Genomic DNA, 23836 nt, shown 5'->3' with positions numbered 1-23836 from the left:
GATGACGGACCACAACACCCTGACCCGGCGCACCACCCTGGCGGGGGCGACGGCCCTGGCGCTGGCTCCCCTCGCGGCGCTGGCGCAGGGCGCTCCGGCCACTGGGCCGGGACCGGAGCGGGCGACCGGACAGGTCACCGGCCTCGTCTACGAGGACAAGGGCGGCAAGGGCCGGCGCGGGCCGGACGATCCGGGCCTGCCCGACATGCTGGTCTCGAACGGCCGCGAGGTGGTCCGCACCGACGCGCAGGGGCGCTACACCCTGCCGATCGGCGACGAGGCGGTGATCTTCGTCATCAAGCCGACGGGCTTCTCCCTGCCGCGTGGCGCCGACGGGCTGCCGCATTTCTCCTATCTGCACCAACCGGCCGGCACGCCTGCGGATCTCGCCCTGCGCTATCCCGGCATCGCGCCGACCGGGCCGCTGCCGGCCTCTGTCGATTTCGGCCTGGTGCGCAGCCCGGAGAGCGGTGACTTCGACGTCGTGCTGTTCACCGACCCGCAGCCGGAGAGCCATGCCGAGCTGACCTTCGTGCGCGACACCGCCATCGCCAGGGTGCTCGGCAGGCCGGGCGAATTCGGCAAGGTTGCCTTCGGGATGACGACGGGCGATGTGCTGTTCGACGACCTCTCGCTCTACCCGCGCCAGAACCGGCTCATCGCGCAGATGGGCGTGCCGTGGTTCCATCTCGGCGGCAACCACGACCTCAACTTCGAGGCGCCCGACGCCCGCCATTCCCGCGAGACCTTCAAGCGCACCTTCGGCGCGCCGTATTACGCGCTGGAACACGGCGGCGTGCTGTTCCTGATGCTCGACAACGTGAACTACCTCGGCGCGTCGACCGCCACGGCGGGACGCGGCGGGCGCTACGAGGGCCGGATCGGCGAGCGCCAGCTTGCCTTCGTGGAGAACCTGCTGACGCTGGTGCCCCGGGACCGCCTGGTGGTGGTGGCGATGCATATCCCGCTCGCCAGCGATCTCGGACCGGACGATCCCGGCATCAGCACCGCCGACCGGGCGCAGCTGCTGCGGCTCCTCGCCGGGCGGCCCTCCGTCAGCGTCTCCGGCCATACCCATACCACCGAGCACCATTACCTCGGGCCGGACGGCCGTCCCGGGGCGACGGGGGAGGGAGCCCACCACCACCACGTGCTCACCGCGGTCTCGGGCTCGTGGTGGAGCGGCCCGCCCGACCGGCGCGGCATCGCCACGGCCGACAGCCGCGACGGCACGCCGCATGGCTTCCACGTGCTCAGCATCACCGGCGGGCGGACCTACACCACCCGATACGTCCCGGCGAGCGACGATGCGGACCGCCAGATGCGGATCGTGCTGGAGAGCCAGTTCCATTCCGACGATCTGGCCCGGCTGCCCGACACGCGGCTCTACGAGCTGCTCGGCGCCACGATCCCGGCCGAGAGCGCCGGCGGGACGAACGTGGTGGTCAACCTGTTCGATGGCGGGCCGCGCAGCCGGGTGTCGTTTCGCATCGGAGATCGCGCGCCGGTGCCGATGACGCGGGTGCGTCGCCCGGACCCGTTCGTCGCCGCACTCTATGCGCGCAACACCGCGACCAAGAAGAGCTGGGTAAAGGCCGAGCCCTGCTCGCATCTCTGGGTCGCCCGGCTGCCCCGGGATCTCGCGGCCGGCACCCACCGCCTGACCGTCGAGGCCACCGACGAATATGGCCGCCCGCATCGCGACGCGCTGGTGCTCGAGCTGCTGGACGGGGCGAGCCGGGCTGGTTGAGCCGCCTTCGCCGACACGGGGTTGGTCCGGCGACGGCGATGATGCGAGACGCCGGAGGCCAAGCGGCGCTACGCCACGCGGCTCGGCCCGCCTGTCGGCCGCGCCGTTACAGCCGGCTGGGGAAGGAGATCACCGCGTCGACGGTGTCCTTGATGACGCGGCCGGCCGGGGCGAGGTCGGGCATCGGCATGCCGAGGAAGCGGGTCGGCTCCTCCGGCGCGGGCGCCGCGGCGGGCTGGGCGGCGGCGCTGCGCTGGTGCGCCTCGGCCTTTCCCCGCCGGGCGACCGGCGTCTCGGCCGCGTGCTTCTCCGCTCGTCGTTTCTCCGCGGTGGGCGTCTCGGCGGGGCGCTTTTCGGCGGCGTGCCGGACCGGGGCGGGCTTCGGCTCGGCCTTGGCGTCGCGGGCGGGTGCCGGCCTCGGCGTCGCCTTCGGCTCGGCGGCCTTCTCGCGCGGCGTGGCCGCGGGCTTGGACTCGGATCTGGCCTCGACTGCCCGGGGCGGCGGCAGCGGAACCGGCTCGCGCGCCACCGCGACGGCGCGCGGGATGGTACCCTCGCGGGGGGCGGCGACCGGACGCGGCGCCTCCGGCGGCTTCAGGGCGGCGGGCCGGAGCGGTACGGCTGTGCCGGTCGCCACCACGTCGGAGGCCGGCGACCCGGCCCCCTGCGCCGGGGATGTCGGCGCCGAAGACGCCTGAACCGGTGCGGCCTGTAGCGAGGCGCTTCCCGGCACCGCGCCGGGCGGCACGGCCGGGTTCGAATCGGGCAGGGCGGCAGGCGGCGCGGCCGTGATCGGAACCTGGCGCACCGGCGTCGTGCGCAGAGCCGGAATTCCGTCCTTGATCTCCGGCATGTCGGCGACGCGACCGAAATGCACCTGCGCGGGCTGCGGTCGCAGCATGTCGCTGATCGCCGGATAAGCCGCCGCGGCGAGGCCGGCGCAGCCACCGACACCGACCACGGCCAGGGCTGCCCGCATCGCCGGACGGCCGAGGCGTGCGCGAACGCTCTCGTGCGAGTCCCTGCGCGGCCGGCGCACCTCGGACGGATCGATCTCCACTGGCATCATGGCGCGGGCTCTCCGTTGACCTGCCCTCAACCATGATCAGAACCACCGAATCAGGCGTGAAGATGTCGGAAAAAAGCTGACAGCCTGTGGATAATGTCCGGGCCTCACTTGAGGGCCGACGATGTCCGCAAACGGTGAGGCGCGCGATTGACTCGCGGCGGGCCGCGGAGCTTCTACGGCGCGGGGGGCGTCAGGATCAGGCGCGAGGACGGGTGCACACGAGAACGAAGATCGGGATCGGCCTCGTCGCGGCCGTTCTGGCGGCCGGATCGGCCGCGATATTGGTCAGCCGGCACCGGACCGGAGGCGGGCAGGGGGTGGCGGCCTTCCGCCAGGCCCGGGCCTTCGGCGTCTCCGGCGAATTGCGGCAGATCGACGGCCCCTATAGCCTCCTCCTCGGCGACTCGCAGATGGAGCGTCTCCACCTGCCGACCCTGTGCGGCCGTCCCGCCGTCAACGGCGCCATCGCGGGCACCCGGATCGCCGGCCTGCGCGCCGTGGTCGGATGGGTCGACCTGCCGCGGCCCCCGGAGACGATCGTGGTGACCATCGGCACCAACGACCTCACCCGGCGCCAGCGCTCCGGCCATCCCGACGCCGCAGCGCGCTTCCGCAGCGACGTCCGCGCGCTGGTCGCCGAGCTGGCGCCCCGGGCCCGGCACCTCGTCGTCACCGCGGTGCCGCCCTTCGATGCCGGCCGGCCCGGCGTGACGGCATTCTACGACACCGACGCCGCGCCGGCCTATTCGGCGATCCTGTCGGAGGAATGCGCCCGGGCCGGCTGCCGCTTCGTCGACGCCTTCGCGGATCTGCGCGACCCGGCCTCCCTGAGCCGGTCGCCGGACGGGGTCCATCTCGGCCTCGACCCGGCGGCGCGGGATCGCGTCGCCGCGCGGCTCGAGGCGGCGACCTGCCCGGACGCCTCGGACCGCCCCCGCTGAGACGGGGGCCGGGAGCGCGGTCGGCTCCCGGCCGTCGACCCCTCTCGCAGGGTCAATGCCTAGCCCACAAGTCCGGAGCCTTGGGTGGGACTCTTGACCTTGGCGAAAATTCGCCAATGGAACCAAAGGCCGCATTCAATGACCGGTGACATGACTTGACTGAAAGACGATTTTACGCACAATAGTGCCACCTGTGGCGGCGTGACTGCGCCGGCACGCGGCGCGGTGCCTGAATCGACATTCCGCGCAGCCAAGTGCCGGCATGATTTGCATCAGGCTCTGGCAGATCATGGCCAGGCGGCGGTTTTGCCCGGGAAAGCTTTCGAAGTCGGCTTCGGGCTCTTGGACGGAGCGCGTCGTTAGGTTAGCAGAAGCAGGACTCGGGATGTGCCCGATTCGGCCGGGTTCCGGCGGTGGCTGAGGCGGACGGATGTCACGCCGGGGCACCGCGCCTGCGTCGGCACCCACGCTTGGCGCGATCGCGTAGGAGAGCTGATGACGGCGCGGACCGCGCATCCGATCGAGGGCATCCCGGTGAAGGGACCGGGCGATGCCCTCGGCCATGCGCTTCCGGAGAGCGAGCCGGGGATGAGCGGACTGCCCTCGCGCCTGATCCTCGACGCGCTCCCGCAGAAGGTCTGGATGCTCGACCGCGACGGGCTGGTCCACTTCGCGAATCGGGCGGCGCGGGAGATCGGCACCAGCTTCGGCGAGCCCGACGGCTGGGACAGCGTGATCCACCCGAAGGACCGCGCCCGGGCGGCGGCGGCGCGCAGCGCCGCCGTCCGGTCGGGCCAGCCCTACGACCTCACGATCCGTCTGCGCGACGCTAGCGGGCGCTGGCACTGGCACCAGACCGACGTGGTGCCGATCCGCGAGGGCGCCGGAATTACCGGCTGGCTGATGACCGCCGCCGATGTCGACGAGGTCGTGGCGGACAACCAGGCGCTGGAGGCCACCACCAACCTGCTGCTCCTGACCCACAAGGCCGCCGGCGTCGGCCTGTGGGACTGGAACATGCGGACCGGCGCGCTTTCGCTCTCGGCGGAGGGCGCACGCCTGCACGGCCTCTCGGCGCAGGCTTGCATCATCACCTCCTCGGCCTGGACCGCCCTGGTCCATGCCGACGACCGCGCCATGCTGTGGGACGCGGTGACGAAGGCCGTGACCACCCGCACCCCGTTCTCGGTCGATGTGCGGGTGACGGCCGAGCATGGCGCCATCCGGTGGATCCAGAGCCTCGGGCGCGTCCTCGACGACGCGAACGGCCTGAGCGGGCGCATCGTCGGGCTCACCCTCGACATCACCGCCCGCAAGCGGGCCGAGCAGGCCCTCTCGCACGCCAAGGAGGGGGCCGAGCAGGCCAGCCGGGCCAAGTCGGACTTCCTGGCGATGATGAGCCACGAGATCCGCAATCCCCTCAACGCGGTCCTCGGCTACACCGAGCACATGCTGAGCCGCTCGCGCGAGCCCGAGACCCTGCGCCATCTTGCTGCCGTCCAGGAGGCGGGCGAGATCCTGATGCGGGTCGTCGACGACGTGCTCGACGTGGCGCAGATCGAGGCGGGCCAGATCGCCCTCGACCCGGAGCCGTTCGTGCTCGGCGAGCTGCTAGAGGGAACCGCGGCGGTTGCCCGGGGGGCCGCCTCCCGGAAGGGTGTGGTGGTGGACGTGCTGCGCGATCCCGCCACGCCGACCCTGGTGATGGGTGATGTTGGGCGCCTGCGGCAGGTCCTGCTCAATCTCCTCACCAATGCGGTGAAGTTCACCCCGGCGGGCCGGGTCGTCCTGGCGGTGGGCCCGGATGCCAGCCGAGGCGGCGAGGGGCGGCTGCTGTTCACGGTGAGCGACACCGGCATCGGCATGTCGGCGGCACAGCAGGAGCGGCTGTTCGTGCCGTTCGGCCAGGGTGACGAATCGATCCGGCGCCGCTTCGGCGGGACCGGGCTCGGCCTCGTCATCTGCCGCCACCTCGTCGAGCTGATGGGGGGGACAGATCGGCGTCGCCAGCGAGCCGGGGCGTGGCACGCGGATCTGGTTTGCCGTCTCGTTGCCGCCGGCCTGAGACGCGCCGTTCAGGTCCGGCCCGTGAGCGACGCGAGCATCGTTCGACGCAGCGGATACCGGTTCGTCACAGACAATGCGGCACCGTCAAAGACCTAGAGCATCCCCGATCACACGGATGCGAGATGCTTTGTTTGCAAGGACTTGCGGCTCCATCGAACCGCCCTGTTCGAGCCGTTTCGGTTTTTCGCGTGAATTTGTGCCGGTTATCCTTTCGCTCGCCTAGGTTCTTGTTTTATCGCAGATTTTTCCTGCCGAACCGGTGACCACGTCGGCGAAATCGGCTTAGGCTGCCACCATGCAATGGACGGATGACGGACTGGTTCTCGGGGCGCGGCGACATGGCGAGACCAGCGTGGTCCTCGAATTGATGACTGCGGCCCATGGCCGCCATCTCGGTCTCGTCCATGGCGGGCGCTCGCGCCGGATGCAGCCGGTGCTCCAGCCCGGCAACCTGGTGCGGGCAGTGTGGCGGGCGCGGCTCGACGAGGGGTTGGGCGCCTACGCGGTCGAGCCGATCGAGAGTGCCAGCGCCCGGCTGATCGGCTCGCGCCTCGCCCTCTACGGCATCGGCCATGCGGCCGGGCTGATGCGGCTCCTGCCCGAACGCGATCCCCATCCGGCGCTGTTCGCGGCCGCCCGCGTGCTGATCGCGCATCTGCACGAGCCCGAGATCGCTCCGGCCCTGATGGTGCGCTTCGAGCTGGCGATGCTGGCCGAGTTGGGCTTCGGCCTCGACCTCTCGGCCTGCGCCGCCACCGGCACCAACGCCTACCTAGCCTATGTCTCGCCGAAGAGCGGGCGGGCCGTCAGCGCCGCCGCCGGCGAGCCCTGGCGCGACCGGCTGCTCGCGCTCCCCGATTTCCTGGTCGACCGGCCTGACCGCCGCGGCCTCACCGTGCCGACGCCCGGCGAGGTCAAGCAAGGCTTTACCTTAACGGGATATTTCCTTGATCAGCACATCTGGGGTCCGCGCGACCTCGCCGAGCCGGAGGAGCGGGCGCGATTCGTCGCCCTCGGCACCGCCGGTTCGGAGTGACCGACCCGAAGGCCCGGAGGGGTCGGCCATCCTGGCCAGCGGGCAATGTTCGTGTTATGTTCTGGTCTTGAGACCGCCGAAATCGTGAGTTGACGTCCGCCCATGGGAAAGCCTTTCGAGCCACCCTCCGATCGCGACGGGATCGAGAACGTCGACCTGAAGGCGGCGCTCGAGGAGCGCTATCTCGCCTATGCGCTCTCGACGATCATGCATCGGGCCCTGCCCGATGCCCGCGACGGTCTGAAGCCCGTCCATCGCCGCATCCTGCACGCGATGCGGCTCCTGCGCCTCGATCCCGGCAGCGCCTACAAGAAATGCGCCCGCGTCGTCGGCGACGTGATCGGCAAGTACCATCCCCACGGCGACGTCGCGGTCTACGACGCGCTCGTGCGCCTCGCCCAGGACTTCGCCCAGCGCTATCCCCTGGTCGACGGCCAAGGCAATTTCGGCAATATCGACGGCGACAACCCGGCGGCCCAGCGGTACACCGAGTGCCGGATGACCGAGGTCGCCCGCCTCCTCCTCGACGGGATGGACGAGGACGCGGTCGATTTCCGCCCGAACTACGACGGGCAGGAAGAGGAGCCGGTGGTCCTGCCGGCGGCCTTCCCGAACCTGCTCGCCAACGGCTCGCAAGGCATCGCCGTAGGCATGGCGACCTCGATCCCGCCGCACAACGTGGCGGAGCTGTGCGAGGCGGCGCTCTACCTCATCACCCACCCGGCCACGACCTCCGAGCAGCTGACCACGTTCGTGAAAGGCCCGGACTTCCCGACCGGCGGCATCGTGATCGATTCGGCGGCCTCGATCGCCGAAGCCTACCGTACCGGCCGCGGCGGCTTCCGGGTGCGGGCGCGCTGGCAGAAGGAGGACCTGGGCCGCGGCACCTGGGCGGTCGTCGTCACCGAGATTCCCTATGGCGTGCCGAAGGCCCGGCTGATCGAGAAGATGGCCGAGCTGCTGCAAGAGAAGAAGCTGCCGCTGCTCGCCGACGTTCGCGACGAATCGGCCGAGGATGTGCGGGTGGTGCTGGAGCCGCGCTCCCGCACCGTCGATCCCGTGGTGATGATGGAATCGCTGTTCCGGCTCACCGAGCTGGAAAGCCGCATCTCCCTCAACATGAACGTGCTGGTCGGCGGCACGGTGCCGCGCGTGATCGGCCTCGCCGAGGCGCTTCGCGAATGGCTCGACCATCGCCGGGTCGTGCTGCAACGCCGTTCGCGCCACCGCCTCGCCCAGATCGAGCGGCGCCTTGAGATCCTCGGCGGCCTGCTCATCGTCTATCTCGACCTCGACCGGGTGATCCAGATCATCCGCGAGGAGGACGAGCCGAAGGCCGAGCTGATGCGGGTGTTCGCGCTGACCGAATTGCAGGCCAACGCCATCCTCGACACGCGGCTGCGCAGCTTGCGCAAGCTGGAGGAGATGGAGCTGAAGCGCGAGCACGACGCGCTGACCAAGGAGAAGGCAGACCTCGACGGCCTGATGGGCTCCGACGACAAGCAGTGGAAGTCGATCGCGACCCAGATCCGGGCCGTGCGCAAGACCTACGGCCCGGAGACCCCGCTGGGCCGGCGTCGAACGACTCTGGAAAACCCGCCCGACACCTCCGGCATCGACTTCTCGGAGGCGATGGTGGAGCGGGAGCCGATCACCGTGATCGTGTCGCAGAAGGGCTGGATCCGGGCGCTGAAGGGCCACGTCGCCGATCTCTCCGCCGTGCAGTTCAAGGGCGACGACACCCTCAAGGTCAGCTTCCCGACCGAGACGACTGCGAAAATCCTGGTGCTGGCCTCGAACGGCAAGGTCTTCACCCTGGAGGCGGCCAAGCTCCCGGGCGGGCGCGGCGTCGGCGATCCGATCCGCCTGATGGTCGACATGGACGAGGGCTCGGAGATCGTGACCGTCTGGGCCCACAAGCCCGGCGTGAAGCTGCTTCTCGCCACCACCGACGGGCGCGGCTTCATCACGCTGGCGGACGGGCTCGTCGCCAATACCCGCAAGGGCAAGCAGGTGATCGGCCTGGACGATCCGGCGACGGCGAGCCTCGTCGTCGAGGTCGGAGAGGGCGACCATGTGGCCGTCTGCGGCACCAACCGCCTGCTGACGGTGTTCCCGCTCGCGGAGATCCCCGAGATGGCCCGCGGCAAGGGCGTGCGGTTGCAGAAGTACCGCGATGCCACCCTCGACTCCGTCGTGATCTTCCGCCTCGCCGATGGCCTGACCTGGCCCGACAGCGCCGGGCGCACCCGGACGGAGGCCGGCGAGGAGTTGGCGAAGTGGGTCGGCCATCGCGGCGGTGCCGGAGCGATGGCGCCACGCGGTTACCCCAAATCCGATCCCAGCAAGTCCGGCCGGCCGTGACCCAGGCCTGGAATCGCGCATGGCGAGCGGGCTGCAACCCGACGGAGAGATGGGGGAGGAGAGCGACCGGGAGCGCGAGCGGGCGCTTCTCGCCCGCGACATCCTCATCCACAACGAGCAGGTGAAGCTGACCGCCAACCTGATGAATATCGGCGCCGCGGGCTTTGCCATCACGGGCATCGTCGCACCGCTCACGGCCGCCATGGCGACGACGGGCCGCGTCATGGCGCCCACCCTCGCGCTGATGGCCGTTTGGTTCGTGCTCGGCGTTGGTCTACACTTCGGTGCGAGGCTGACGTTGACGACATTGCGATGATGAGCTTGACGACCTACGCCCTGGTCCTGGTGCCTTGCCTCGTGGGCGGAGCGGCGGCGCTCGGCGTCGTGACGCTGCGCCGATCGGCCGACCGGCTCGACCGGCGGGCGGCGCGGATCGCCGCGGAGGCGGCACCGCCGCGGAGGCCGCATTCCTCGCCGGGGGCGGTGCGGCGGGTCGTTGGGGGCTGATCATGGCTTGGAATGGCCTGTGGTCCATCCAAGATGCAGAACGAACCGCCAGGTTCCTTGAAGAAGAATGATGCAATATTCAGGGCCTGGAGCACTGCCCGATCACGTTGTAACACGGTACACGACCGTCGCGTGACTCCTGCCGGAGGAGTCTCTCCCACCCGCACCTGAGGATGTGGTCGAGGGTGGGAAGGATTTGAACACCAGACGGACCATCTTGTCGTAGACCATGATGTTGCAATCAGTCAGTACTCTCAATCTTAGATTTTGCCGCATTTTCTGCGGCTAACCGGTGTCCGCTCGGTCGGACGATCCTCCGAGTGAGTGGCTGCTTCAGTAGTTCTGGCGCGAATCGTGATATCTTGTACCAACGGTCGTCGAAAACGACTTTTGGTGCCGATCTCGAAGTTTCGCCAAGCCCAAGGTCCCGGACATCTGCGCTTGGCATCGACAATGCAAGACTGGGTCAACGGCCGCGTCGATCCCGGGCCTGCCCGAAATCGACCCGATGCGTCAGCATCTTCGGCCGTTGGTATTACTACGTTATCCCCGGGGCTCGCCGAATGCGGGTAACCGGGATCCACAACCGCTGACAGTTCAGGGCGAAGCGGAGCGCGTTCGGCTTTCTCCGGGATCGTCAGCGGTTGTGGATCCCGGGTTCCGCCGCACGGCCGCGGGATGACGGGGAGGGTCGGAGTTCGGTGGTCTCAATCAAACCGGCTTTCAGCCCACGGCCTGATGCTTGTCCATGACCAGAGCCTCAAGGATCGGCGAAAGCACCGGCCACGCCTCCTCCGCCGACAGCGTCGCGTCCTCCGACGCGGTCGTGCCCCGCTCTGCCAGGGTGCGCCGGACGAGTTGGTAACCCAGCGAATAGCCCCCACTCCACGGCCAGGCCGGATCGGCACGGTCGCCGAAGAACCAGCGGCCATGGTTGTATCGGGTCTCGGCCCATTCCGCCCGGGCGAGGCCCGCCAGGACCGACAGGCGCGGGCCCTGCACGGCCAGCGCATAGTTCGGCGTCGGGCAGCCGACCTGCTCCTGGAAGCATTGCGCAAGCCCTTCGGCCAGGAGATTGGCGCCGAGGGTGTCGTGCGGGCCCGGGCCACGGAACCGGCGCAGATGGTGCAGTTCGTGGGCGAGGGTCGTCCTGAGTTGCTCGGAATAGGACGGAGTCCAGACGTCGAGATCCGTCGTATCGACGCCGATCGTCAGTCGGGCGATGCCATGCGCGTAGGCATTCAGGTTCCAGCCCGGGATGAGCCAGCGCGCCGGCGTCGGCGCTACCACGACATCGACTCGGTCGAGACCGAGGACGGGCGCAATCTCGGCGCAGGCCGTGTTCAGGCAATCGACGATCCGGTCAAGCTGGCCTGGCGGACATTCCGCCATGGCGTCGAGCGCGAGGAACCGGATCGTCATGGGTCAGTCCGAAGCCCGCACTCAGTGGCTTACCTTGCGGCAGAGAACGTCGGACCGCAAGCCGCTTCTACACCCACTGCCCCGCCGCGCCCTCCGCCGCCCGGCGGATCGCCGCGATGTTGGCACCGTAGGCGTCGCGCCCGCCCTTGAAGGTGGCGGAGCCGGCGACGAGGGCGTTGGCTCCCGCCTTCACCACGGCTGGCGCGGTCTCCGGCGTCACGCCGCCATCGACCTCGATGTCGATGTCGCGGCCGGCACTCATGGCGCGCACCCGCGAGACCGTCTCGCAGACCGAGCCGATGAAGCTCTGGCCGCCGAAGCCCGGGTTGACCGTCATGCACAGCACGAGGTCGACCATGTCGAGCACCGGCTCGACCAGGCTCGCCGGCGAGCCCGGGTTGATCGCCACACCGGCCTTCTTGCCGAGCGCCCGGATGGTCTGGAGCGAGCGGTGCAGGTGAGGCCCCGCCTCGGCATGAACCGTGATGATGTCGGCCCCCGCCTCGGCGAAGGCTTCGAGATAGGGATCGGCCGGGGCGATCATCAGGTGGACATCGAACACCGCCGTGGTGTGCGGACGCAGCGCCTTCACCACGACCGGGCCGAAGGTGATGTTCGGCACGAAGTGGCCGTCCATCACGTCAATATGGACCCAGTCGGCCCCGGCCGCGACGACGTCGCGGACCTCCTCGCCGAGCCGCGCGAAGTCGGCCGAGAGGATCGAGGGGGCGATCACCAGGGGGCGGGTCATGGCAAGCCTCGCAGGCATCCATACGCAAAAGGCCAGGGTTCTCTCACCCCAGCCCCGCGCAAGCGCACATTTTGTCGGACGGATCAGCGCCGGCGGAACTGGCTGCCGCCGCGGAACGGCGGACGCGGGCCCGAGGAACGCTCGTCCTTGTGGCGGAACACCAGACGGCCCTTCTCCAGGTCGTAGGGCGACATCTCGACGGTGACCCGGTCGCCGGCCAGAGTCTTGATGCGGTTCTTCTTCATCTTGCCGGCCGTGTAGGCCACGATCTCGTGGCCCTGGTCGAGCTGCACGCGGTAACGCGCGTCCGGCAGGATCTCGAGCACGAGACCGTCGAACTGCATCAACTCTTCTTTCGCCATTCACACTCTCCACCCGGGTCGCCGTCGCGGTCGGCGCCACCGGGGACACATCTTCGGAATTTGATCGCGACGCAGCCGGCCGTGCGGGTGCTCGGCCGAACTGCCGGGCGCGCTGATGGCCTTGTAACGCTCACGTGCATGTAAGGTGAGGCGTTCGGACGCGCAAGCGGGGCCAGTGACGAACGCACGGGTTCGTCAACGGAAAAAGGCCCGGCGCGTGGGGCGCCGGGCCGATTTGGCGAGCGCCGTCTGTTACTGGGTCAGCTCGTTGCCGGTATAGTCGATCCGGCCGTCGGCGCCCTTCTTCCACATGTACATCACGTAATCGGGACGGGTGATGTCACCCTTCTTGTCGTAGGAAATGTCGCCGATCACGGTCTTGAACGGCTTGCCTTCGAGCATGTAGGCAGCGACCTTCTTGCCGTCGGTCGACTTGGTGGCCTCCATGGCGGATTTCAGGATCTGTACCGCGGCGTAGGAGTAGAGGGTATAGGCTTCGGGGTCGATGTTCTTGGCCTTGAAGGCCGCGACCACCTCCTTGGCGTTCGGGTTCTTGCGGGCATCCGGCGCGAAGGTCATCAGGGTGCCGTCGGCGCCCGGGCCGGCGATCTGGGCGTATTCCTTGTCGGTGATGCCGTCGCCGCTCATCAGCGGGGCGTTCAGGCCCTGGTCGCGCATCTGGCGCACGATGAGGCCAGCCTCGGTGTGCAGGCCCCCGTAATAGACCACGTCGGTCTTGGCCTGCTTGAGCTTCGAGACCAGAGCCGAGTAATCCTTCTCGCCCGGGTTGATGCCCTCGAACAGCACGTCCTTGCCGCCCTTGGCCTTCAGGGCCTTCAGGGTCTCGTCGGCGAGGCCGCGGCCATAGGGAGTCTTGTCGTTCACGAAGGCGATGTTCTTGCCCTTGAACTTCTCCGCCAGCCACGCGCCGGCCACGGCGCCCTGCTGGTCGTCGCGGCCGCAGGTGCGGAAAGTGTTCCACAGCTTGCGGTCGGTGAATTTCGGGTTGGTCGAGGCCGGGGTGATCTCGACGATGCCGGATTCGGCGTAGACGTCGGAGGCCGGGATCGAGACGCCGGAGTTGAAGTGGCCGACGACGGCCTTCACGCCCTCGGCGGCGAACTTGTTGGCGACCGAGACGCCCTGCTTCGGATCGGAGGCATCGTCGCCGATGACCAGCACGATCTTCTGGCCGTTGATGCCGCCGGCCTTGTTGATGTCGGCGACGGCCTGCTCGGCGCCGTTCTTGAGCTGGGCTCCGAACGCCGCGTTGGGGCCGGTGATTGGGCCGGCCACGCCGAGCTTGATCTGGGCCTGCGCCGATCCGGCCCAGGCGAAGCTGGCCGCGAGGGCGAAGCCGGCCAGTAGCGTGCGCTTCATCTCAGTACTCCTCTGGAACGACGGAAATGTCGGGCTCGTGGGCCCATTCGGCCGGAAGACCGGGGCGTGGGGACCCCGGATCGGATGCCGGGGTCGAGCCCCGGATCAAGTCGCATCCTGCACCCGTTCCGGAGCGCAGGGCAGGGGGCATGCGCCGGACGTCAGGTTCCGGGCTTGGCCCGCCAGGTGAGCGGACCGCTGCGCTCGTAGAGCCAGCGATACTGCGTCGTCATCTGCCGCGCGCGGGTGGCGCGGTAGCCGGCCGAGCCGATCATCAGGAGCACGATCGTGTCGACCACGTAGTAGTGCGGCGACAAAAGCGTGCCCCCGAACAGCGCATAGTGGATGAAGCGCACGGCGAAGCCGAGCAGCAGCAGCGAGAGCACCGCCTGCCAGTACGGCTTCCAGCCGAGCGCGATGCCGCGGCCGATCATCCATGCCATCCAGCCGCCCATCACCACCGTGACGAGCAGGAAGAGCCAGAGCGTACTCTCCTCGTAGAGGATCCCCTGCATCAGTGCCGTCCCCCTTCGAGATAGGCGGCCTTCACCGACGGATCGTCGAGGAGCTGCTTGCCGGTACCCGACATCGTGATCGTGCCCGTCACCATGACGTAGCCGCGATGGGCAAGCTTGAGTGCATGGTAGGCGTTCTGCTCGACGAGGAACACCGTCATGCCGTCGCGCTCGTTCAGCTCCTTGATGGCGGAGAAGATCTGCTTGACGATGAGCGGCGCCAGTCCGAGCGACGGCTCGTCGAGGAGCAGGAGCCGCGGCCGGCTCATCAACGCGCGGGCGATCGCCAGCATCTGCTGCTCGCCGCCCGACATCGTGCCGCCGCGCTGGTAGAGCCGCTCCTTGAGGCGCGGGAACATCACGCAGACCCGCTCCAGGTCCTGCTCGAAATGGGCGCCGCCATTGACCGCGGCGCCCATCTGGAGGTTCTCGTAGACGGTCATCCGCGGGAAGATTCGCCGCCCCTCCGGCGATTGCGCCAGGTTGAGCCGGGCGATCTCGTGGGTCGGCATCCGGGTGATGTCGCGGCCCGCATAGGTGATGGTGCCCTCGCGGGCCCGCGGCGCCCCGAAGATCGTCATCATCAGAGTCGATTTGCCGGCCCCGTTGGCGCCGATCAGCGTGACGATCTCGCCCTCGTTGACGTCGAGATCGACGCCTTTGAGCGCGATGATGTTGCCGTAATAGGTCTTGACCCCGCGCACGGTGAGAAGTGGAGCCCGGGCGCCGGCTTGCCGGGCACGGGTCTCGTCGACGAGGACGTTGATGCCGGCGACGCTCATGGTGTGCTCCGGGCGGCCGCGGCCCCGGCGCCGATGAGCAGGCTGCCGCCGACGCGGTTCATCAGCCGCACCCGGGACGGCTTGGCGAAGAACCCGCGGGCCTGCGACGCGGCGAGCGCGTAGCCGAGGGCGTTGAGGAAGGCGAGGGCAACGAAGGTCGCCTCGAACACCACCATCTGGGTCAAGAGATCCCCTCGCGGATCGAGGAATTGCGGCAGGAACGCCACGAAGAAGGTCAAGCTCTTCGGGTTCAGCGTGGTGACGAGCCAGGCATGGGCCACCATCCGCAGGGCCGGCGCGCCGGAACGCGGCGCGGCCTGGAACTGGGCCCCGGCCCGCCACAGCTTGATGCCGAGCCAGACGAGATAGGCGGCGCCGCACCATTTCAGCACCGTGAACAGGGTCGCCGAGGCCGCCAGCAGCGCGCCGAGGCCGAGGAGCGACAGCGTCATGGCGGTGAGGTCGCCGAGCGCGACGCCGATCACCGCCGGCAGGGCGGCGCGCAGGCCGCTGCCGATGGCATAGGAAACGACGAGCAGGATCGTCGGGCCCGGAATCACCAGCAGGATCGCCGAGGCGGTTGTGAAGGCGGCCCAAGTGGTCAAGGACATTCCGGCAAGGGTCATACGCCGACCTCCGCCTCGACCTGCTCGACCTCGTCGTCCTCGACGCCGAGATAGGCGGCGATGACGCTCTGGTCGCTCTGGATCTCCGCGGGCGTGCCGTCGGCGATCTTGGTGCCGTAATCGAGCACCACGACGTGGTCGGAGATCTCCATCACCACCGACATGTCGTGCTCGATCAGCAGGACCGAGGTGTCGTGGTTGTCGCGGATCGCCCGCAGCAGATCGTTGAGCAGCAGCGATTCGCGGGGGTTGAGGCCGGCCGCCGGCTCGTCGAGGCAGAGCAGGACCGGGTCGGTGCACATCGCGCGGGCGATTTCGAGCCGGCGCTGGTCGCCATAGGGCAGGGCGCCGGCCGGATCGTCGGCGCGGTCCATCAGGTGGATGCGCTCCAGCCACGCCGTCGCCCGCTCCAAAGCCGCCTTCTCGGCCCGGCGGTACGCCGGCAGCCCGAGAAGGCCCGCGATGGTGAAGCCGGAGGCCAGCATCAGCGGGTTGTGCTGGGCCACCAGAAGGTTCTCCAGCACGGTCATGCCGGTGAACAGGCGGATGTTCTGGAAGGTGCGGGCGACCCGCGCATTCCGGTTCACCGCGTAGCCCGGCAGCCGCTCCAGCAGGAACTCGCCGCCGTCGCGGTGGCGCAGGGTCATCATGCCTTCGGTCGGCTTGTAGAAGCCGGTGATGCAGTTGAACACCGTGGTCTTGCCGGCCCCATTCGGGCCGATCAGCGCCGTGATGTCGCCGCGGCCGACACGGAACGACAGGTCGTTGACGGCGACGAGGCCGCCGAAGCGCATGGTGACGTGATCGACCGTCAGGACCGGATCGGCCATGCGGGGGGAGGCAAATCTGTCGGCCATCAGCCGTGGCCTTCCTTCACGAGGGAGCCCGAGATGCGCTTGCGCTCCTTGAGCACGATCGAGGGCGCGCGTTCCGAGATCAGGCCGCGGGGGCGCCAGATCATCATGATCACCATGGCGAGACCGAACAGCAGCAGGCGGTACTCGCTCGGATCGAAGCCTTCGCCGAACACCGCCTTGAGGAAGCCGAGGTTGCGCAGGAGTTCCGGCCCGCCGACCATCGCGACGGCCGCGACCGCGACGCCGATCTGCGAGCCCATGCCGCCCAGCACCACGATCGCCAGGATGATCGCGCTCTCGAGGAAGTTGAAGCTCTCAGGGCTGACGAAGCCCTGGCGCACGGCGAAGAACGAGCCGGCGAAGCCGCCGAACATCGCGCCGAGCGCGAAGGCGGTGAGCTTGGTGTTGGTGGTGTTGATGCCGAGCGACCGGCAGGCGATTTCATCCTCGCGCAGGGCCTCCCAGGCGCGGCCGATCGGCAGGCGGCGCAGGCGCAAGGTTACGCCGTTGGTGATGAGCGCGAGAGCCAGGATCAGGTAGTAGAGGAAGATGACCCGGTGCATCGGGCTGAAATCGAGCCCGACCTTCGCGGCGAAGCCGTCCTCGTCCGCCGTGAACGGGATGCCGAAGAAGGTGGCGCGGGGGATCGACGAGATGCCGGCGGCGCCGCCCGAGAAATCGGTCCAGTTGATGAGGACGAGGCGGATGATCTCGCCGAAGGCGAGCGTCACGATGGCGAGGTAGTCGCCGCGCAGGCGAAGGACCGGAAAGCCCAGCACCATGCCCCACAGGCCGGCGAACAGGCCGGCGAGCGGCAGGCAGACCCAGAACGACAGGCCGAACACCGTCGAGAGCAGCGCGTAGGAATAGGCGCCGACCGCATAGAAGGCGACGTAGCCGAGATCGAGGAGACCGGCGAGCCCGACCACGATGTTGAGGCCCCAGCCCAGCATCACGTAGGTGAGGATCAGGATGCCGAGGTCGATCCAGTAACGGGATTCGCCGAGCCCCCCGGTGCCGAGCACCACGAGGAGCGGGAAGGCGAGCGTCACGCCGAGGAAGGCCGGCAGGGCATAGGTCGAGAGCTTCTGCGAGGCGTTCGGCGTCGCGTCGACGGCCTCCGTCGCCTGGCTCGGAGAGGGGGTCAGCGCCCGGCGGGCGTCGCGGTTGGCGAGGACCACCCGTTGGCCCAGCCGCGCGACGAAGACGAGGCCGCACAGGATCGCGACAAGGCCCCAGCGCGGCACGAGGTCGAGCGCGGAGGTCTGGCTCAGATCGGTCCGGAACGCGACGATCGGGACGCAGAGGCCGAGGGTGACGAGCGCGAACAGCGCCGCGTCCTTGACGATCGCCGCCCTCTCGGTGGCGGCACGGTCGGCGGCGTTGGGCGCCGCCACGGAGGTGGCCGGGTTCGCCATCAGACCTTCTCGACCTCGGGCCGGCCGAGGATGCCGGACGGCATGAAGATGAGCACGATCGCGAGGATCGAGAACGCCGCCACGTCCTTGTATTCGATCGAGAAATATGCCGACCAGAACGTCTCGACGAGGCCGATGAGCAAGCCGCCGAGCACCGCGCCGGGCAGGCTGCCGATGCCGCCGAGCACCGCCGCCGTGAACGCCTTGACGCCGGGGGTGAAGCCGTCGGCGAAGGAGACGACGCCATAATAGAGGAGGTACATGGTGCCGGCGACCGCCGCGAGGGCCGCGCCGAGCACGAAGGTCAGCGAGATGGTGCGGTCGACATCGATGCCCAGCAGCGCGGCCATCTTGCGATCCTGCTCGCAGGCGCGCTGGGCCCGACCCAGCGGCGTCTTCTGCACCAGGTACCAGAAGCCGGCGAGCAGCACGACCGTGGTCAGCATGATGATGATCTGCTTGTAGGACAAAGCGACGGCGTAACCGTTATCGCCGGTCCACAAGGTGATCACGTCGCGCATCATCGGCGGCGTCGGCTTGTTGCGGGCGCCCTGCACCACCTGGACGAAGTTCGAGAGGAAGATCGACACGCCGATCGCCGAGATCAGCGGCGCCAGGCGGAACGAGCCGCGCAGGGGCCGGTAGGCGATCCGCTCGATCGCCCAGCCCCACAGGGCGGTGAGGACCATCGCGCAGATCAGAACGATCAGCAGCGCGAGGGCAATCGACGAGATGCCGAGCCAGGTCGTGACGATCAGGAAGGTGATCAGCGCGATGAAGGCCGAGAGCATGAACACGTCGCCATGCGCGAAGTTGATCATGCCGATGATACCGAACACCATCGTGTAGCCGATGGCGATGAGGCCGTAGATCGACCCCAGCGTCAGCCCGTTGATGAGCTGCTGCGCGAAGACCTCCATGCGGTCACGTTCTCCGTTCGCGGGCGTGCAGCCCGGGCCTCCCTGGCCGCGCCCCGTCATCCGGGTGTCACGACCATCCCCTGCCGCGAGGCTTAGCAAGCACCGCACCACTCGACAATCCGGTTGAGCCGGGCGGGTGTGCGAAAGCCCTGCTGGTCCTGACGCAAGGGCTCCGCTACCCTTCCGACGAGACCCGTTCGACAACGACAAGGGGGGAGCGCCGCCATGGCGATGACGATGACTGGCGAGGTGCTGCTGCCGGCCGATCAGCAGACGGTGTGGGAGAAGCTCAACGATCCGGAGGTGCTCAAGCGCTGCATCCCGGGCTGCGACACCCTGGAGAAAGTGGGGGATAACGAGCTTCAGGCGTCGGCCAAGATTGCGGTCGGTCCCGTGAAGGCGACCTTCAAGGGCAAGGTGACGCTCACCGACATCGACCCGCCGAACGGCTACCGCATCACCGGCGAGGGCCAGGGTGGTGTCGCCGGCTTCGCCAAGGGCGGGGCGGTGGTGCGGCTGGAACCGGCCGAGGGCGGCCAGACCAAGATGACCTATGACGTCGAGGCCAGCGTCGGCGGCAAGCTCGCCCAGCTCGGCGGGCGCCTGATCAACGGCGTCGCCAAGAAATATGCGGACGCCTTCTTCGACACCTTCGCCAAGGAGGTCCAGGGCGGCGACGCCGGCGCGACCTCGGCGGCCTGATCCCGATTTCGATCGCCCACGATCAGCTTGTTGCGAGGCGAATGGGCGACGTGCCCGAAACCGGGCGAAAACGGCCGGTTTCCGCGCCAAAATGTCGGTGCGCCACGCCTTGACCGGCGCTTCCGGCCGGTCGACACTCGAATTCGAGCGATTCCAGAGAGGCAGGCCGGCCCGGCCACCACGAGCGACAGGGTCCGACCGACAGGACCCGCGGGTCTTCGGCCGAAAATGCCTTTGGGCCAGGAGGAGGACGTCACCCATGAGCGCTGTCAGCCTGACGGTGAACGGCAAGGCCGTGACCGCCGACATCGATCCGCGCACGCTGCTGGTGCAATACCTGCGCGAGACGCTGCGCCTCACCGGCACCCATGTGGGCTGCGACACCAGCCAGTGCGGCGCCTGCGTGGTTCATCTCGACGGCGAGGCGGTGAAGGCTTGCACCGTGCTGGCGGTGCAATGCGACGGCCGGTCGGTCACCACCATCGAGGGCCTGGCCTCCGGCGGCGAACTGCACCCGATGCAGGCGGCCTTCCGCGAGCATCACGGGCTCCAGTGCGGCTACTGCACCCCCGGCATGATCATGACCGCGGTAGATCTGGTGCGCCGCAAGGGCAACGCCCTCGACGAGCACACCATCCGGCACGAGCTGGAAGGCAACATCTGCCGCTGCACCGGCTACCACAACATCGTGAAGGCCATCGCGGCGGGTGCCGAGGCGATGGCGAGCGAGCCACAGAAGGTCGCCGCGGAGTAGCACCGACCTGAACCTTTCCCCATTGGGGGAGGGTGCCCCGCCGCGGGTGCGAAGCACTCGTGCGCGGGGCGGGAGAGGGGACGCCGCCTCCGCAAAGGTCGTGAGCGTCATGAAACGCGCCGCCTGGATCAGCGTCGCGCTGCCCCTCTCGGCGGGACGTCGCCCGCTCCGCTCTCCACCCTCCCCCGCAGCGGGGGGGAGGATTATCGAGCTGCGCCATACTGAAAATCAGTCCGATCGATCCAGACCAACACCAATACTCCACCCAAGAACGAGGTCGGCCTCGAACCCCGACGCGCCGGCCCATCAGGCCAGATCCGGGAGAGACACGCACATGACCGCCACGGGTATCGGCGCCTCGGTGCGCCGCAAGGAAGACCAGCGCTTCATCACCGGCAAGGGCCGCTACGTCGACGATTACAACCGTCCGGGCCAGGCCTATGCGTATTTTCTGCGCTCCCCGCACGCCCATGCCACGATCCGCGGCATCGATGTTTCGGCGGCTGCGGCGATGCCGGGCGTGGTCGGCATCCTCACCGGCGAGGACCTGGCGGCCGACAAGGTTGGCGGCCTGATCTGCGGCTGGATGATCCATTCCAAGGACGGCACGCCGATGAAGGCCGGGGCGCATCCGGCCCTCGCCCAGGGCAAGGTGCGCTATGTCGGCGACCACGTCGCGGTGGTCATCGCCGAGACCCTGGCCCAGGCCAAGGACGCCGCCGAGGCGATCTCGGTCGATTACGACGTGCTCCCGGCGGTGGTCGAGACGGCGAAGGCTGCGGGCGCCGGCACGGTCGTCCACGACGTCGCGCCCGACAACACCGTCTTCAACTGGCATCTCGGCAACCAGGCCGATGTCGAGGCGGCCTTCGCCCGCGCCGCGCACGTGACGAAGCTCGACATCGTCAACAACCGGCTGGTGCCGAACCCGATCGAGCCGCGGGCCGCGGTGGGCGAGTACGACGAGGCGGAGGAGGCGTTCACCCTCTACACCACCAGCCAGAACCCGCACGTGGCTCGCCTCGTGCTCTCGGCCTTCATCGGCATCGCGCCGGAGAACAAGCTCAGGGTGGTGGCGCCGGATGTCGGCGGCGGCTTCGGCTCGAAGATCTTCATCTACGCCGAGGAAACGGTCTGCGTCTGGGCGGCCAAGAAGGTCGGCCGGCCGGTGAAGTGGACCAGCGACCGCACCGAGGCGTTCCTGTGCGACGCGCATGGCCGCGACCACGTCACTCATGCCGAACTGGCAATGGACGAGGGCGGCAAGATCTTAGGTCTCAAGGTCCACACCATCGCCAATCTCGGCGCCTATCTGTCGACCTTTTCGTCATCGGTGCCGACCTATCTCTACGCGCCGCTCCTCTCCGGCCAGTACAACATCCCGGCGATCTACTGCGAGGTGGACGGGGTCTACACCAACACGGCGCCGGTCGACGCCTATCGCGGGGCCGGGCGGCCGGAAGCGACCTTCGTCATCGAGCGGCTGGTCGAGGTTGCGGCGCGCGAGCTGAACCAGGATCCGGCAAAATTCCGGCGCAAGAACTACATCAAGAGTTTCCCGCACCAGACCCCCGTCATCATGATGTACGATGGCGGCGACTATTCCGCGTCCCTCGACAAGGCGCTGGAGATCGCCGACCACAAGGGCTTCGCTCGCCGTCGGCGCGAGAGCGCCCGAAACGGCAAGCTGCGTGGCATCGGTTTCTCGTCCTATATCGAGGCGTGCGGCATCGCCCCGTCCCAGGCGGTGGGATCGCTCGGCGCTGGCGTGGGCCTGTGGGAATCGGCGGAGGTGCGGGTGAACCCGACCGGCTCGATCGAGGTGCTGACCGGCTCGCACAGCCACGGCCAGGGCCACGAGACCACCTTCGCCCAGCTCGTCTCCGACCGGCTCGGCGTGCCCATCGAGAGCGTCACCATCGTGCACGGCGACACCGACAAGGTGCAGTTCGGCATGGGCACCTACGGCTCGCGCTCCGGCGCGGTCGGCATGTCGGCCATCGCCAAGGCGATCGACAAGGTGGTGGCCAAGGGCCGCAAGGTTGCCGCCTACGCGCTGGAGGCCGGCGAGGACGACATCGAGTTCAAGGATGGCCGCTTCTCGGTTGCCGGCACCGACAAGTCGCTCGCCTTCGGCGAGGTGGCGCTGCAAGCCTATGTCGCTCACAAGTTCAGCGGCGCGCAGCTCGAACCCGGGCTGAAGGAGGGGGCGTTCTACGATCCCACCAACTTCACCTTCCCGGCCGGGATGCATATCTGCGAGCTTGAGGTCGATCCCGAGACTGGCATCGTCACCATCGAGAAATTCACGGCCGTCGACGATTTCGGCAACGTCATCAACCCGATGATCGTCGAGGGCCAGGTCCATGGCGGCATCGCGCAGGGCGTCGGGCAGGCCCTGTTCGAGGGCGCGCTCTACGACTCGGACGGCCAGCTCGTCACCGCGAGCTTCATGGATTACCGCATGCCGCGGGCGGCGGACCTGCCCTCCTTCGAGGTCGGCATGACGGTGACGCCGTGCCCGTCGAACCCGCTCGGCATCAAGGGCTGCGGCGAGGCCGGCGCCATCGCGGCTCCGGCCGCGGTGATGAACGCGCTCACCGACGCGCTCGGCCACGAGAACATCGCGATGCCGGCGACCCCGCTGGCGGTGTGGCGGGCCGCCCAGGCGAGCCCCCATCTGCGCCCGGAAGCCGCGGAATAAGAGACAGCCTGGAGAGCATCATGTACGCTTTCGCCTATCACCAGCCGACCAGCCTCAAGGAGGCCGTGAGCCTGCTCGCCGGCGAGGACGCCAAGCTCGTCGCCGGCGGCCACACCCTGATCCCGACCATGAAGCAGCGTCTCGCGGCCCCCGGCACGCTGATCGATCTCGGCAAGGTGCCGGACCTCGTCGGCATCGAGCGCAGCCCGCGCTCGGTCACCATCGGTGCCATGACCACCCACGGTGCGGTGGCCGAGTCGGCCGACGTGAAGGAGGCGATTCCGGCGCTGGCCGAACTCGCGGCGCTGATCGGCGATCCGGCGGTGCGCCACCGCGGAACGATCGGCGGCTCGGTCGCCAACAACGATCCGGCGGCGGATTACCCGGCGGCCTGCCTGGCGCTCGGTGCCACGATCAGCACGAACAAGCGCAAGCTGGCGGCTGAAGAGTACTTCACCGGCCTGTTCGAGACCGCGTTGGAGGAGGGCGAGATCGTCACCGGCGTCTCGTTCCCGATCCCCCACAAGGCGGCCTACGAGAAGTTCCGGAACCCGGCTTCGCGCTACGCGCTCGTCGGCGTGTTTGTCGCCAAGCGCCCGAGCGACATCCGGGTCGCCGTCACCGGGGCCGGTTCGAACGGTGTGTTCCGCTGGACCGAGGCCGAGGAGGCGTTGGGCAAGCGCTTCGCCGCGAAGTCGCTCGAGGGCATGTCGCCCTCGACGGACGGCCTCAACAGCGACATCCACGCCGATGCCGATTACCGGGCCCACCTGATCGGCGTGATGGCGCGGCGCGCCGTGCAGAAAGCCGCCGACCGGTAAGGCGCGACGCGCGTGCGAGAACCCTCCCCCCTCTGCGGGGGAGGGTGGCCCCTGCGTGAGCAGGGGTCGGGAGAGGGGACGCCGCTTC

At 68.8% G+C, this 23836-nt stretch carries 22 protein-coding genes; 11 read left to right on the top strand and 11 right to left on the bottom strand.

All coding sequences use genetic code 11. The features are described from left to right. Position 1: 1 nt before the first annotated feature. The gene (locus VP06_RS13730; RefSeq protein WP_048464361.1) at positions 2-1750 is read left to right on the top strand and encodes a calcineurin-like phosphoesterase C-terminal domain-containing protein; all 1749 of its coding nucleotides are present in this window, start codon (positions 2-4) and stop codon (positions 1748-1750) included. A 106-nt stretch (positions 1751-1856) separates the two neighbouring features. Here VP06_RS13730 and VP06_RS13725 read toward each other — a convergent pair whose 3' ends face one another. Continuing rightward, a complete protein-coding gene (locus VP06_RS13725) occupies positions 1857-2819 on the bottom strand; it encodes a hypothetical protein (protein WP_048464337.1) in 963 nt (320 codons plus the stop codon). A gap of 212 nt (positions 2820-3031) precedes the next feature. On the opposite strand from VP06_RS13725, the gene VP06_RS33740 reads away from it, so the two are divergent. The 6 genes from VP06_RS33740 to VP06_RS13695 all read left to right on the top strand — a co-directional run bounded on the left by VP06_RS33740 (position 3032) and on the right by VP06_RS13695 (position 9734). Continuing rightward, positions 3032-3760, top strand: coding sequence for an SGNH/GDSL hydrolase family protein (locus VP06_RS33740; protein ID WP_053081781.1), 729 nt, complete (start codon positions 3032-3034; stop codon positions 3758-3760). Positions 3761-4255: 495 nt separating this feature from the next. After that, a complete protein-coding gene (locus tag VP06_RS13715) occupies positions 4256-5923 on the top strand; it encodes a PAS domain-containing sensor histidine kinase (protein ID WP_053081779.1) in 1668 nt (555 codons plus the stop codon). A 199-nt stretch (positions 5924-6122) separates the two neighbouring features. Continuing rightward, positions 6123-6863, top strand: coding sequence for a DNA repair protein RecO (recO, locus tag VP06_RS13710; RefSeq protein WP_048464336.1), 741 nt, complete (start codon positions 6123-6125; stop codon positions 6861-6863). Between the two features lie 102 nt (positions 6864-6965). After that, a complete protein-coding gene (gene parC / locus VP06_RS13705) occupies positions 6966-9227 on the top strand; it encodes a DNA topoisomerase IV subunit A (RefSeq protein ID WP_048464335.1) in 2262 nt (753 codons plus the stop codon). A 19-nt stretch (positions 9228-9246) separates the two neighbouring features. Beyond that, positions 9247-9543, top strand: coding sequence for a hypothetical protein (locus VP06_RS13700; protein ID WP_048464334.1), 297 nt, complete (start codon positions 9247-9249; stop codon positions 9541-9543). Next, on the top strand, positions 9540-9734 hold the full coding sequence (locus VP06_RS13695; protein ID WP_048464333.1) for a hypothetical protein: 195 nt from the start codon (positions 9540-9542) through the stop codon (positions 9732-9734). Before VP06_RS13700 ends, VP06_RS13695 begins: the two co-directional genes overlap by 4 nt. Positions 9735-10457: 723 nt before the next feature. On the opposite strand, the gene VP06_RS13690 is transcribed toward VP06_RS13695, so the two are convergent. The 10 genes from VP06_RS13690 to VP06_RS13645 all read right to left on the bottom strand — a co-directional run bounded on the left by VP06_RS13690 (position 10458) and on the right by VP06_RS13645 (position 18767). Further along, positions 10458-11156 (bottom strand): DUF2268 domain-containing putative Zn-dependent protease, encoded by a 699-nt coding sequence (locus tag VP06_RS13690; protein ID WP_053081778.1) that lies wholly within the window; start codon positions 11154-11156, stop codon positions 10458-10460. 67 nt (positions 11157-11223) lie between these two features. Then, positions 11224-11907: a ribulose-phosphate 3-epimerase gene (gene rpe / locus VP06_RS13685; protein ID WP_048464332.1), complete on the bottom strand. Its 684-nt coding sequence runs from the start codon at positions 11905-11907 to the stop codon at positions 11224-11226. 83 nt (positions 11908-11990) lie between these two features. Then, positions 11991-12269, bottom strand: coding sequence for a translation initiation factor IF-1 (infA, locus tag VP06_RS13680; protein WP_048429304.1), 279 nt, complete (start codon positions 12267-12269; stop codon positions 11991-11993). Positions 12270-12521: 252 nt separating this feature from the next. After that, positions 12522-13649 carry a branched-chain amino acid ABC transporter substrate-binding protein gene (locus tag VP06_RS13675; RefSeq protein WP_048464331.1) on the bottom strand — a complete coding sequence of 376 codons (1128 nt, stop codon included), beginning with the start codon at positions 13647-13649 and terminating at the stop codon, positions 12522-12524. A 161-nt stretch (positions 13650-13810) separates the two neighbouring features. Beyond that, positions 13811-14164, bottom strand: coding sequence for a DUF6867 family protein (locus VP06_RS13670; RefSeq protein WP_048464330.1), 354 nt, complete (start codon positions 14162-14164; stop codon positions 13811-13813). Then, a complete protein-coding gene (locus VP06_RS13665) occupies positions 14164-14946 on the bottom strand; it encodes an ABC transporter ATP-binding protein (protein ID WP_048464329.1) in 783 nt (260 codons plus the stop codon). The genes VP06_RS13670 and VP06_RS13665 overlap by 1 nt, the downstream gene beginning before the upstream one ends. Further along, positions 14943-15557 carry a LysE family translocator gene (locus VP06_RS13660; RefSeq protein ID WP_048464358.1) on the bottom strand — a complete coding sequence of 205 codons (615 nt, stop codon included), beginning with the start codon at positions 15555-15557 and terminating at the stop codon, positions 14943-14945. Before VP06_RS13660 ends, VP06_RS13665 begins: the two co-directional genes overlap by 4 nt. Before the next feature lie 11 nt (positions 15558-15568). Then, positions 15569-16429, bottom strand: a complete 861-nt coding sequence (locus VP06_RS13655) for an ABC transporter ATP-binding protein (RefSeq protein WP_048464328.1) — start codon at positions 16427-16429, stop codon at positions 15569-15571. After that, the gene (gene livM, locus VP06_RS13650) at positions 16429-17847 is read right to left on the bottom strand and encodes a high-affinity branched-chain amino acid ABC transporter permease LivM (protein WP_156295586.1); all 1419 of its coding nucleotides are present in this window, start codon (positions 17845-17847) and stop codon (positions 16429-16431) included. Before livM ends, VP06_RS13655 begins: the two co-directional genes overlap by 1 nt. Then, positions 17847-18767 carry a branched-chain amino acid ABC transporter permease gene (locus tag VP06_RS13645; protein ID WP_048464326.1) on the bottom strand — a complete coding sequence of 307 codons (921 nt, stop codon included), beginning with the start codon at positions 18765-18767 and terminating at the stop codon, positions 17847-17849. The genes livM and VP06_RS13645 overlap by 1 nt, the downstream gene beginning before the upstream one ends. Before the next feature lie 225 nt (positions 18768-18992). Between VP06_RS13645 and VP06_RS13640 the strand changes: the two genes are divergently transcribed. From VP06_RS13640 to VP06_RS13625, 4 genes are all read left to right on the top strand, one after another. After that, on the top strand, positions 18993-19469 hold the full coding sequence (locus tag VP06_RS13640; RefSeq protein WP_048464325.1) for an SRPBCC family protein: 477 nt from the start codon (positions 18993-18995) through the stop codon (positions 19467-19469). Between the two features lie 259 nt (positions 19470-19728). After that, positions 19729-20223, top strand: a complete 495-nt coding sequence (locus tag VP06_RS13635) for a (2Fe-2S)-binding protein (protein ID WP_048464324.1) — start codon at positions 19729-19731, stop codon at positions 20221-20223. A 334-nt stretch (positions 20224-20557) separates the two neighbouring features. After that, on the top strand, positions 20558-22927 hold the full coding sequence (locus tag VP06_RS13630; RefSeq protein ID WP_048464323.1) for a xanthine dehydrogenase family protein molybdopterin-binding subunit: 2370 nt from the start codon (positions 20558-20560) through the stop codon (positions 22925-22927). Positions 22928-22947: 20 nt separating this feature from the next. Then, positions 22948-23748, top strand: coding sequence for an FAD binding domain-containing protein (locus tag VP06_RS13625; RefSeq protein WP_048464322.1), 801 nt, complete (start codon positions 22948-22950; stop codon positions 23746-23748). Positions 23749-23836: the final 88 nt, after the last annotated feature.

Origin of the sequence: Methylobacterium aquaticum (genome assembly GCF_001043915.1) — a bacterium.
Classification (GTDB): Bacteria; Pseudomonadota; Alphaproteobacteria; order Rhizobiales; family Beijerinckiaceae; genus Methylobacterium; species Methylobacterium aquaticum.
The sequence above is the reverse complement of the archived record's forward strand: the minus strand, read 5'-3'. Positions and strand labels throughout refer to the sequence as shown.